Origin of the sequence: Neobacillus cucumis (genome assembly GCF_016908975.1) — a bacterium.
Classification (GTDB): domain Bacteria; phylum Bacillota; class Bacilli; order Bacillales; family Cytobacillaceae; genus Neobacillus; species Neobacillus cucumis.
Genome location: NZ_JAFBEX010000018.1, coordinates 48097 through 60366 on the forward strand (window position 1 = coordinate 48097; position 12270 = coordinate 60366).

Annotated in this window: 8 protein-coding genes and 2 pseudogenes; 3 read left to right on the plus strand and 7 right to left on the minus strand. The window is 37.4% G+C overall.

The window, feature by feature from the left end:
• Nucleotides 1-56 precede the first annotated feature (56 nt).
• Both JOC76_RS21250 and JOC76_RS21255 read right to left on the minus strand, forming a co-directional pair.
• A protein-coding gene (locus tag JOC76_RS21250) for an IS3 family transposase (RefSeq protein WP_205180792.1) occupies nt 57-1393 on the minus strand; the annotation gives its coding sequence in 2 pieces (ribosomal slippage) (nt 57-1006 and nt 1006-1393; 1338 coding nt in all).
• A 134-nt stretch (nt 1394-1527) separates the two neighbouring features.
• Complete coding sequence (locus tag JOC76_RS21255) at nt 1528-2712, minus strand: ROK family protein (RefSeq protein WP_205180793.1); 1185 nt, start codon at nt 2710-2712, stop codon at nt 1528-1530.
• A 606-nt stretch (nt 2713-3318) separates the two neighbouring features.
• On the opposite strand from JOC76_RS21255, the gene JOC76_RS21260 reads away from it, so the two are divergent.
• The 3 genes from JOC76_RS21260 (at nt 3319) to JOC76_RS21270 (ending at nt 7774) form a co-directional block, all read left to right on the plus strand.
• Nucleotides 3319-4821, plus strand: a complete 1503-nt coding sequence (locus JOC76_RS21260) for an MFS transporter (protein WP_205180794.1) — start codon at nt 3319-3321, stop codon at nt 4819-4821.
• Nucleotides 4822-5015: 194 nt separating this feature from the next.
• Nucleotides 5016-6611 (plus strand): spore germination protein, encoded by a 1596-nt coding sequence (locus JOC76_RS21265; RefSeq protein ID WP_205180795.1) that lies wholly within the window; start codon nt 5016-5018, stop codon nt 6609-6611.
• A gap of 35 nt (nt 6612-6646) precedes the next feature.
• Nucleotides 6647-7774, plus strand: coding sequence for a Ger(x)C family spore germination protein (locus tag JOC76_RS21270; RefSeq protein WP_205180796.1), 1128 nt, complete (start codon nt 6647-6649; stop codon nt 7772-7774).
• Nucleotides 7775-7870: 96 nt separating this feature from the next.
• Here the strand turns inward: JOC76_RS21270 and JOC76_RS21275 are convergent, their stop codons facing one another.
• The 5 genes and pseudogenes from JOC76_RS21275 to JOC76_RS21295 all read right to left on the minus strand — a co-directional run bounded on the left by JOC76_RS21275 (nt 7871) and on the right by JOC76_RS21295 (nt 12070).
• Entirely contained in the window at nt 7871-9004 is a 1134-nt protein-coding gene (locus JOC76_RS21275) for a GerAB/ArcD/ProY family transporter (RefSeq protein ID WP_205180797.1), read from the minus strand.
• A 335-nt stretch (nt 9005-9339) separates the two neighbouring features.
• On the minus strand, nt 9340-9567 hold the full coding sequence (locus JOC76_RS21280; protein WP_205180798.1) for a hypothetical protein: 228 nt from the start codon (nt 9565-9567) through the stop codon (nt 9340-9342).
• Nucleotides 9568-10125: 558 nt separating this feature from the next.
• A pseudogene (locus tag JOC76_RS21285) lies at nt 10126-10681 on the minus strand (ABC transporter ATP-binding protein); the annotation flags it as partial.
• A gap of 85 nt (nt 10682-10766) precedes the next feature.
• A pseudogene (locus JOC76_RS21290) lies at nt 10767-11184 on the minus strand (aldo/keto reductase); the annotation flags it as partial.
• A gap of 220 nt (nt 11185-11404) precedes the next feature.
• On the minus strand, nt 11405-12070 hold the full coding sequence (locus tag JOC76_RS21295) for a nitroreductase (protein ID WP_205180800.1): 666 nt from the start codon (nt 12068-12070) through the stop codon (nt 11405-11407).
• Nucleotides 12071-12270: the final 200 nt, after the last annotated feature.

A 12270-nucleotide genomic window follows, 5' to 3' on the forward strand; every position in this document is an offset into this window, starting at 1 on the left:
AAAAGACCTTGAAAAGGTAATGTGTACCCGTTGTAAAGGACAATTTTAAAAAAAGCCTAGGCAGATTTAAGAAGATGTTCTCTGTATTGAACAGGGGTCATCTTTTTTAAATTCCATTGGTATCTATAGTGATTGTAATACGTCATATATTGCTTAATTTCTCTTTTTAGTTCCTCTAAGGTTCTACATTCTTTTATAGAAGCTTCATCTTTTAAATGACCAAAGAATGATTCCTGAGGTGCGTTATCCCAACAGTTTCCTCTTCTTGACATAGATTGGCGTAGTTTAAGTTTTTTTACAGCTTTTTGAAATTCCGGATGCGTATAATGTACTCCCTGGTCTGAGTGGATCAATGCATCTTTCGCTTTTTTAAAGTGTTTATTCTTCTTTAGTTTTTTCAGGGTGTCTGTGGCTAAATCAATAGTCATACGTTCTGAAAGATTATATGCTAATAGTTCACCTGTAGAACCGTCTTTTATGGCTGATAAATAAGCTTTCTGACCTTTACCGTAAAATAAGTAAGTGATATCTGTTAGAAGAACTTTATAAGGGATCCCCTGCTTGAATTCCCGATTTAAAAGGTTGGGTACGAGTCTATGTTCTTGTGTGGCTTTCATCATCCGTCTATAGGGATTTGCCTTTCTAATAGGGCAAATAATACCGTATTTCTTCATGATTCTTCGAATCCGTTTTAAATTGTATTTAACATTAAATTGACCTGCCAAAGTCATTTTTATTTGACGTGCCCCTTTCTTACGGTGTTTAAAATGAAAGGCTTTAAGGATGATTTCCTTCACTATCTCATCTTTTGCTTCTTTTTCTTTTCTTACTTTTTGCGACCTTTCAGAGAAATAATTATAATAACCAGACTGTGAAACACCAGCCACTTCACATAAATAGCTCACCATATTCTTTAACTTATACTTCTGTATAACTGAACGGATAAGGATAAACTTTTGATCAGTGGGTAAGGTTATAGTTTCCGTTTCAGCCCCCTTTCTGCAAATCGTATCTTTTTTAAGAGTTCATTTTCTGCCTTTAATAAGTTGTTTTGAGCTTCTAATCTCGCAACTTTCTCCTCTAGTGTTAGCTCCCTTTCACAAGTTCTCCCTGAATTTTCACCTCTGGTATCACGAAGACCGGCTAATCCATTTTCTCTATAGGAGGCGCGCCATCTCTTACCAGCAGCTCTAACACTAGCCATTCCTAAAACATCAATATCGAATCCACTTTGTTCAAAAATCTCTCTAGGTAGCTTTCCACCTTCATTTTCTTCAATGAAAAAATTCCTAAATTCCTCTGTATAGGTAATTCCCTTTGAACTAACTGATTTAACATAAGGGTTATTAGAAAGAATCTTAACCTCTTTCTCTGTAAATAATTTCTTACTCATCTTGCTTTCCCCAATCCCATTTTTCTTAAGTATACAAAAAAGTACCCGATAGAGGACTTTTTTTTAGTGTCTACTCTATCGGGTACATTTTAAGGCTTATTAGCCAACAAGGTCTTTTTTATAGAGACTGCTGTTTAACGAGGTACGGAACATTTATTATAAATCTTGGGATTCACAAGGAATTTTTCTATCATAAACGAAGCAGCTCCAAGGACGGCAGCATTTCGGTTGAGTTGGGAGATTAAGATCTCATTTTTTAGCGGTATATACCTCGCTATCCGATTTGAAACCGCCTTCTTTATTGACTTTAAAATGATTGGATTAGCCTCAATCAAGTTACTTCTCAAGATAATCGAGTCAGGGTTAAAGGTATTGATCAAATTTGTTATGCCGATTCCTAAACAATAACCAAATTTTTCTATTTCAATCAATATATCTCCATCGTTTTCTTGAATCATCTTATTGGCCTTTTCATGGGTCATTTCCCTTCCCTTTTTTATTCTGGAAAGATTATTGAAAAATGCACTTTCAGATGCATACAGTTCCCAACATCCTTGGTTTCCACAGACGCATTTTTTCCCATTGAATTCAATGGTCATATGTCCCAGTTCTCCTAAAAATCCATCAGATCCGCGGTAAAGCTTGTTATTTAAAATGATCCCCAGACCAATACCAGTTCCCACGCTTATATAAATGCTGTTATCGGAATGCCCGATGGAACCATACAGTTTCTCTCCAAATGCTCCGGCATTTGCTTCATTATCAATAAAAACAGGAAAGTTAAATTGATCTTCGAGCAAATTTTTTATGTCTACTTTGTCCCAATTTGAATTGGGAGTATATACTACGGTTTGATTCTCATTACAAAATCCATGTACGGCAACCCCGATACCAATAATGCCATATGGAGATTCCGGTGCATGATTTGTCACCAATCTAATTCTTTCTATCAAAATTATTTTAAGCGCTTCCATTGACTGGGTTACAAATTCAAAGTAGTCAGAGAAAAGCATATTCCCCTCTAAATCAATTAAAATCGTTTGAATATAATTGGCAGCAAGTTCAACTCCGACCGCATAGCCAGCATTTTTATTAAAAACTAGCAATATAGGTTTTCGGCCTCCGTTCGATGCCCCCGCCCCAATTTCCGAAACGAGATGTTTTTCGATTAATGAATTCGTTTGCAAAGATACCGTTGCTTTGTTTAGGTTCGTTAATTCCGATAGTTTTACCCTAGATATTGGGTAGTGTTTTATCATTGTACTCAGAATCATTTTTTGACTATGCATTTTAATATAGTTTTGATCTGCTAATTCCACTTATTCTCCTCATCTCAATATTTGTTTATCCTTTTAAACTAACTACCTATTCTTTTATTTAATTTTTTTAATTATATCGTAAAAATATATAAATTTGTATATTGTTCAATTAAAAAATATGTGTTAGTATTAATTCACGGGTTAGTTCATCCGATAAACAAACTAAGTTTCATGTAGTTTTGTTTATTTTTTGTGATAAAGTGTAGACGGTTTCAAAGGGAAAATTACTAGTTAAAGAGGTGAATGAAGGCTTTAAAGCAAAATAAGCGCAACAATTCACCGTTTACACGATTTTAAGTTTTGTTTAGGATGATTTAGCAACAAATCTACTTTGTTCATTTATGAAAACCAACTAATCAAGTAATTGGTTATTTTTTAATTCTTTACGCTGAAAGATTTCTAGTTGGGTAGTTAATGCGATCATTCGCTTTATAAAACATTTACCTATTTTATGATGTTTGCTTAATGAGTTAATCATTTTTTAGTATCGCTGAAAGCGATTCCTTCTAACTTGTTTGTCAATTTTAAGATCGAGCGGCTCGTTATATTCAAATAATGTAAGCGGATAAATCGATTTGAAATTTAACTGAAAAGGAGATTTATGACATGGCTTTAATGGAATCTACTGTTAAACAAATGAACAAAAACACACAAAACATTCAACAAAACGAGTACCATAAGCTCAGCCTTTCTGAACGGATCGGTTACGGTCTTGGGGATTTTGCCCAAAACCTCGTATTTGGTACAGTGGGAGGATTCTTGGCTCTCTATCTGACTACCGTAAATGCCATTGGTACAGCTGCAGCTGGGTTCATCTTCTTGTTTGTCCGAATTGTTAACGTATTCTGGGATCCGATGGTCGGTACCTTCGTTGATAAACATACATTCAAGAACGGTAAATATCGTCCTTGGCTTCTGATTGCAGGTGTACCACTTGTTATCTTAGCAGCGATGCTCTTTGTTCCAATTCCAGCGATTCGAGGTTCAGTGCCAATCGCCTTTATCACTTACTTCTTGCTCGACTTGGTTTATTCCTTAGTCAACATTCCTTACGGTTCGCTGAATGCTTCACTCACACGTGCCCCTGAATCCGTAGTTAAAATTACAACTACTCGTATGATGCTGGCTAATATTGCTAACCTCTTGGTTTACACACTGTTCCCAATGTTTGTCCAAATGGTAGCACCAAAAGACCGCTCAATGAAAGACACAGGTTTCTTTGGTCTCAAGATCAACATGGGTACTTATACAGATGCATCGGCAAGTCACGCTTGGTTTGGGGTTTACATGGTTTACATGATACTTGGCGCTTTGGCTTTGTTCTTCTGCTACCGTCTCACAAAAGAACGCGTTGTCGCAACTGCTGAACAATCTGCAGAAGTGAAAGCTTTAGACCTGTTCCTTGAATTGAAGAACAACAAACCACTCGTTATTCTTGGTTTCTTCTTTATGCTTGCTTTCACATTCATGTTCTTCATGAACACAGTGAATGGATTCTTTAATCAGTACACGGTCAACCACTCAGACTGGATGGGTGCTGTAGGTCTCATCGCCTCCATCCCTGGTATCGCTTTCCCAGTCTTCTGGCCAAAATTAAAAAAAGTCTTTGGTAAAAAGGGATTCTTCCATTTCTTCCTTGGTATGTTTGTTGTTGGTGAAATCCTTACTTGGGTATGGTCGTTTGATGGCATGCATGATTCACTCTTCCTTGCTTATGTTTCAACCTTCATCAAGCAATGGGGTCTTACTTCGGCAACTGGTTTTATGTGGGCACTCGTTCCTGAAGTTGTCTCTTATGGTGAAATGAAGTCTGGCAAACGTAACGCTGCTATCATCAATGCGATCATGGGTCTCTTCTTCAAGATTGGCTTCACTCTTGGTGGTGCCATTCCGCTCTGGTTCCTTGCGGCTTTCGGCTTCGATGGAAATGCGGCGAAACAAACAGCTAGTGCTCTTTCCGGTATCAACATGACAGCTATCTGGATTCCAGCAGCGCTTGCGATCGTTTCTATGATTGTGATGGCTCTTTACCCACTTTCAGATAAAGACGTCGAAGACATCAATAAGAAACTCGATGCTGCTCGTGCTAAAGCAAAAGTGGCTAAATAAGACAGGGCATTTTGCCTAAACTGTACCCGATAGAGTAGACACTAAAAAAGGTCTGCCCTATCGGGTACTTTTATGTTTAATGAATAAAAAATGAGATTAGATTTTCTTCTTTCGCAGATGACAAAAGAATGATTTCTATTTGTTTACAAATAATAACAAAAACGAATTCATTAAAAACTGAAAGAGGAAAACCTATGCAAAGCTTATTTCAATCTTTAAAGAAAATCCTTCCCCAAAATCCTACCTCTAAGCCCAATGAACAGGTAATAACTGAAAAATATATTAATAAAAAATTAGCTGATAACCTTTCTATATTAAAAGATGCTTTTGGGAAAACGGATGATATCCTTTATAGAGACTTTGAGTTTCTGAACCAAAAACCATATAAGGTTTTTATTTGTTATTTAGATGGAATAGTGAATGAAGATTATATCAATGTAAATATATTAAAGCCGTTAATGGAGCCCAACTCTTCACCTCAACACTTTAATGAAAGCAATTTACTTACCATGATAAGAAATAGGATTCTTCACACGGCAGATATTCAAGAGCTAAAAATGATAGATCAAGTTATTGACAGTGTCTTGACCGGAAAGACGGTTCTTTTTATAGATGGATTTGATTCGGCTCTCGCCATGAGTACTCAAGGTTTCGAAACTAGGAATGTAAGCGAGCCTGCTACCGAATCAAGTGTGAGAGGATCTCGCGAAGGCTTTAATGAAGTATTAAAGGTCAATACTGCATTAATTCGCAGAAAAATTAATAACCACCAGTTAAAGTTTGAAAATATTAAGCTTGGCAAACAGACCAAAACAAGTATTCGTATCGGCTACATCGAAGGGATCGCCAATGAAAAGGTTGTGGAAGAGGTACGTACCCGGCTGGAGCGTATCAATGTGGATTCCATATTGGAATCAGGATATGTAGAACAATTTATCGAGGACAACCCCTTTTCGATTTTCCCTTCTGTGGGAAATAGCGAGAAACCTGATAAAGTTGCTTCTAAATTACTCGAAGGTAGAGTGGCGATACTGTGTGATGGGACACCCTTTGTTTTGACCGTTCCCTTTCTATTTATCGAGGGGTTACAAGTCGGTGAGGATTATTACTCCCGGCCTTATTTATCCTCCATCATTCGATTATTAAGGTTATTAGCCCTTTTTATTTCGGTTGCGGCCACGCCCTTTTATGTCGCCCTTACCACCTATCATCAAGAAATGGTTCCTTCCCTCTTGCTGGCAACAATGGCAGCTGGGGAAGAACGTGTCCCCTTCCCTATTTTCATTGAAACATTGTTAATGGAAATCACCTTTCAGCTACTGAGAGAGGCAGGAGTAAGGATGCCCAGGCCTGTAGGTTCTGCTATTAGCATTGTTGGTGCGTTAGTTATCGGAGAAGGCGCCGTTCAAGCAGGTTTGGTAAGCTCGGCCATGGTCATCGGTATTGCCATTACGGGGATTGCCGGGTTTGTGGTACCTGCATTTAATGATGCCGTTATTTTATCGAGAATTCTTTTGTTAATATTAGGAGGCTCATTCGGTTTATATGGAATATTAATGGGTTTTATGATACTTCTGGGCCATTTATGCTCTCTAAGGTCTTTTGGCACCCCCTATTTAACACCTCAGGCGCCTATTATTTGGAGTGAATGGAAGGATTCGATTATTCGCCTGCCGATTTGGCTTTTTCATTCTCGGCCGCAATCCATCACTTGGGAGAACTCGAAAAGATCCGGATTTGGAAACAAACCCCGTATTCCCAAAAAGGATGAAAGCGAGGGTGAGACATGAAAAAGGCAGTTTTCTGTTGTTTTTGCTTATTGCTATTGACAGGTTGCTGGGACCGGACTGAATTAAAGCAGCTGGGAATCGTAATGGGAGTTGCCATTGATAAAGATCCGGATTCCGGGGAATTTATTGTTTCCACCCAAATGCTAAGACCAGGGGCAATCAGTACCCAAATGCCCAGTTCCGAAAAGCCCGTTGAAAAAGTGGTTACAACGGGAAAAACCATTTTTGAAGCCATACGGAACTCCAATCTAGAATTCGACCGTAAAGGATTTTATGCCCATACCAAAGTGATTGTGATCGGGGAAACCTTGGCAAAAGAAGGACTGTTGCCCGTACTTGACTTTTTTCAGCGCGGGAAAGAAGTACGGGGGTATGTGTACGTGTGTATTGCAAAGAATACACAGGCAAATGAGATTTTGGGTATAGAAAGAGGAGGAATCGAATCCATCCCTGCATTCCGAATAAGAGATATGATTGAGGATACGAAATTTCAGTTAAAAGCAGCCCAAATCAATCTGCTTAATTTTTATAAAGAGTCGATGGGAAGCGGAATTGAACCTGTGGCTGGGGTATTAAAAATTGAGAAAGACAAATTTTCAAAAAAACATGTAAAATTGTCCGGCGGAGCTGTTTTTAATAAGGATAAATTAGTTGGATACTTAAATGAACATCAAACAATCGGCTATCGATGGTGCAAAAGTGACGTACAATCGGGGGCGGTCTCCATCCCCTCCCCTGTAAATGAAAACCGATATGAATCGGTTGAAGTGAAAAAAGCCGACACCACCATTAAGCCACAGCTGAAAGGAAAAGAAATCTCCTTTATCATAAATGTGGAAGGTGTAGGGATTATCACCGAACAGGAAGTGATGAAACCACTTGAAGACAATACAAAAAAACTTGAACATACCCAGAAGACGGAAGAAAAAATGAATAAGCAAATCGAAAAAGATATCAAATTAGCGATAGAAAAAGCGCAAAAAGAATTCCATGCTGATATTTTTGGATTTGGAAGGGCTTTAAACAAAGAAGAACCAAAAGTATGGAATGCAATAAAAGAAGATTGGAATGATCGGTTTGCTGAAGTTCCCTATACAGTCAATGTTCATTTTAAAATTAAAACGACCGGATTAATGCGGGGACCATCCCAAGCCAAGAATTAACGCTTAAACATTAATGTGAACAAATGGACAGCAATCAACAGGAGAAAGACTAAAATAAATATGGAACTTCCGAATAATATGATGTTACTTAGTAGATCAGCTTTCCTGATTACTTGTAGAATTAGCATCACTCTTTCTCCTCTTTTTTAAGATCATCACTTTTTTCTTTAGAAAAATAACGATTAATAATAATATGGTCATAAGGTTGACCATGGCCATTACATACGGGTGAACCTCAAATCCGAGCCAGCGGTGATAAGCCATATTTTCAAATCTCAGGTTATTCCAAATCGGGAACATCAATCCTATAGCAAGAATCACCCATCTGATATTTTTAATTTTAAATATCCAGATAATAGCAAGGACAACGCCGTAAAAATGCAAACTCATTTTGTAAAAGCCGCCGATAAACATGATTAAAACGGCTAATAAGTCTAAATTCGTGAAAAAGTTAGCGATATTAATAGATAGGATCGTTTGTAATAATGGAATTTCCGTATTGGCTGTAAGATCTGGCCCCAAAATAGAAAGCATGATAATGAGTGAAAAGATAATTAAAAATGTTGAAAGCGCCACTGCTATAAAAGTAATTTTTCGAATGCCTTCCTGCTTATTTACAAAATGCCAAAACATGATAAAAACGACAAGCTCACCAAAAGGGAAAAACACAACGTCAAATAAGGTTTTCCCTAAAAGCGGTTTGATTCCATTGCCTAAAATAGGCAGTATCTCATTGATATCAAATTGACCTGAAAACATGGTAAAAACAAAAATCGTAATCATAAAAATAATAAAAACTGGCAATAAAATTTCTCCGGTTCTTGCTAAAACTTCAAAACCTAACGATAGAATGTAAATCGATACGAGCATAAAAAAGTAAAGGATAACCAGAATAGGTGTCATCGGCAGTGCAGACATTTTAATCAGTGACCCAAATTCAAAAAAATTGTAACTGGCGCTGTCGAAAAAATAGGCCCCATATATGAACAACAATGGAATGGCTAATTTTCTTCCTACTGCTTCATTAAGTATTTCGGAAAAATCTTGTTCAGGACAAATTCTTGGGAATTGTGTATAGGCCCAAATTAGACCTGTGCTGATCAAGAATGCTAGTAAAACCACCAGCCAAGCATCCTGTTTCGCACCGATTCCTAGTGCAAAGAGGGTTGTGCTTCCCACTTCAAATAACATAACGAGCATAAATAATTGAATTTTAGTGATTTGAATCATTCTATTTGCCACCTCGAGTTTTGTTAGAAATGATTCTAAGAAGGAAAGAGAATGGAACATCCAATAAACTATTTTAGACAAAGAAGTTTTTGAATAAACATTACTTAATGGACCGTTCCTAAGTTCTTTAATAGGATATTAACTAGGTTTTCCGATCCACATTTCTCTCGATAGGAAATTCCCCTTTTCATTGCCTCTTTGCTTAACTATCGTTATTCTTATTTTTTGTTGATAAACATGTTGTTTGTTTTCCTTTTTGGATTATTTTAGTATTAAATCACTACCTAATTTGTATGGAATAGGTATATAGGAGAGGTTTCGTTTTATGAAAGAGATCAAATCAGAAAAAGAGAAGTGATTTTAACAGATTCAACACATATTAAAGCGAGTGCTGCAAAAGAGGAGGAAGTACTGCTGCTAACTTTCTGGAAGGGGCTAATATGTTTTCTTTCCTGCCATGCATGATAATGCTCTTCCCTTGACGGAGCTGGCAGCTCCTCAAAGTCCTGATCAGAAACTACGTAATAGGAATCAGCTGCTGGTAAGGCTCTTGAATGAATCACTTCCCCCGGAATTAATTTAAAACCTGATTTCAATTTAATCGTTGGCTCGAGTAATTCCTTGGTTTATCCAAATTGATTCCCAGCAAATTCAATTACTTTAACCTGACCCTTTTCAATAGTAATGGTGTCTTCTCTCAGCAAAATAGCAAACCGATTAAAATCCGATTCCCTAGCATAAGGATGGAATCTTGGCCAATTTCATAAAACCTAAGCATCGTTTGCTCGTGATTCGCTCCCATCTTTTCTTCCCTAATCGATTTATTAATAGGCTCTTTTCGAAACTTTGTTGCTTTTTGAACTTATTTATGTGCCTTTTACTAAGTTTCAGGGCAATTTTCGCAAATGTTCTTACGAAAAGATGCCACGATGCATATAGTTATACAGGTCGATTAACTTTTACGAAAAACAACAATTTGTGCGAAAATAGCCTATTAATAACAGCTGCATCCTGTTTATCCTAGTCAACAGTTGTATAGGAAAAAGATAAGGATAGTTATTTTTCATCCCTGCCGTATAAAAAGTTTGAAATCAAAACAACGTTCCAATCGCACTAAATGCCACAGTGGTGCGTTCAATCTTATTGATTGATTCCAACATTAGCATGACATCCTTCGACGACTTCGAATCAAGATTTCCGGTCGGTTCATCAGCGAGCAGCATCTTGAGCACATGAATCATCGCCCTAGCCACAGCCACCATTTTGTGCCTACCCACCTGATATTTCATAGGTACGCTTGTTCATAATTGAGGTAATCCCCCATTTTCCCAGGATTTCGTGTGCCTTTTGTTTCATCTCTTTGACCTTTTTCCCACCAAGAGTCAACGGAAGGACGATATTTTCCTCCACGGTTAACGTATGAAGTAAATTAAAGTCCTGGAAAACAAACCCGAGCTCTCGTCTACGGAAATTTGCCAAATCCTCTCTTTTGAGACGATGTGGATTCCTTCCATTAATTAGTATCTCACCAATAGTTGGTTCATCTATTCGTCGTAATCATGTTCAAGAGGGTTGTTTCCCACTACCAGAAGGCCCCATGATGACAACAAATTCCCCATCTTCAATTGATAAATTAATATTGTTTAATGCCTTATAGGCAATTTTACCTTCATAAATTTTACTTTCCTTACAAGTTTGTAAGGTTTTGAGTTTCTAAAAAAATGTGCGGAAGGTTGCACCTTTGCCTACTTCTGACTCCATTTCAATCCTGTGGCTGAGGGTTACTAATGTCTCCTTTGTCAAATGCAGCCCCATACCCGTGATTCTCAAAATTTCCTGCCGTTTGTGAAAGCTCAAAATCAAAGACATGTGTATTTTCAGCAATGCGATGAGGCTTTGTTGATTTTAGAATCGTTACAATCCCTGTTTGTAAATCCAAGCGGATAATGACTTGTGCTATTGATTTGTGGTACTTATTTGCAATCTCAACAAGAACAGGATTATCAAGGAGTCCTCCTTGCATTAGTGGAGACCATGCTTCAAGTTGAATCTCATTTTGTTTACATAAATCATGTAACTTCTGTTGATTAAATAGCGGATGAAATACAACTTGATTAACCATTGGTTTGATTTCACAATTCCAAAATGTCTTCCAGATGATGTACTTTAAAATTGCTCAGCTTCAAGTGTGGTTTACGGAACTAACAACTTCATCTCCTCTTTTACCAGAAAAACACCTAACCCTAACCAAGGCATTTTTACTCCATTATGTAAGGTCAAATTTTCCAGCATGAAGTCTCTCTCCTTTTTACTTTTGTTTGTATAATAAATAAACTATGTTAACAAAAACCTATTATAATATTTTGAAAGAAAAAAGAACTAGATTCTTTAGTCTGGTGATTACATTCCTCTAAAATTGACCACTTCTTCAATTGGGGTCCGACTTGAAATATATTGGTTATACGGATGCTCTAGATCCGCATAACCAATCATGATCCCAACAATGATTTTCTGGTTGTCAGGAATATCAAGTATCTTTCTAATATGATGGGGATAGGATACCGAGCTTGCTGCCGGTGCTGAGTCAAGTCCGTGTGCTTTTGCTGAAAGCATCAAGCTATTGGCAAACATTCCAAGGTCAAACATTGACCAATGTGTAAGGGAAGCATCAAGACATAAGAATACAGCAACTGGCTCACCAAAAAACTGATAATTATTTTTCCAGTTTTTATAGCGCTCTATCTCGTCATCCCGAACAATTCCCATGCTTTTAAATGATTCTGCAAAACTTTTCTTCATTCGTTTATCGATATACTCCGGCCATTCTCTCGGTGTAGACAGCTCCTGTTTGTGCGGTTCGTAATTTTCAAAAGACTCTAAGTAAGCTGAGCGTAACCTTTCTAATGTTTCTCCTGATGCGACATAGATTTCCCATGGTTGTGAATTTGCCCAGGATGGAGCACGGGTGGCATCCTTCAAAACATCTGTTAACAATTCCTTGCTGACAGGCTTATCTAAATATTTTCGAATTGTATGTCTTTCAAAAAATATTTTTGTTGCTTCCATTAAGAAAATCTCCTTTAGTCTAGTTTTACCCTCATTCGCTTTCAAATTCTTATAAATTTCTTGAACCTGAAAAATACTGACAGCGTATGATGGAGGGCAACGAAGAAAAGTACCAATACACTGACTAATTAGAAAAACCGGCCAAAATTAAAGGCCGATTCTCCATGCTCGTATTGGAAGGTTGATTTGTTTGTCATTTT

Excerpts from the sequence above, each read along its gene's own strand:
- JOC76_RS21260 (WP_205180794.1), top strand. The coding sequence starts at position 3,319 with ATGGCTTTAATGGAATCTACTGTTAAACAAATGAACAAAAACACACAA.
- JOC76_RS21295 (WP_205180800.1), bottom strand. The coding sequence starts at position 12,070 with ATGGAAGCAACAAAAATATTTTTTGAAAGACATACAATTCGAAAATAT.
- JOC76_RS21265 (WP_205180795.1), top strand. The coding sequence starts at position 5,016 with ATGCAAAGCTTATTTCAATCTTTAAAGAAAATCCTTCCCCAAAATCCT.
- JOC76_RS21275 (WP_205180797.1), bottom strand. The coding sequence starts at position 9,004 with ATGATTCAAATCACTAAAATTCAATTATTTATGCTCGTTATGTTATTT.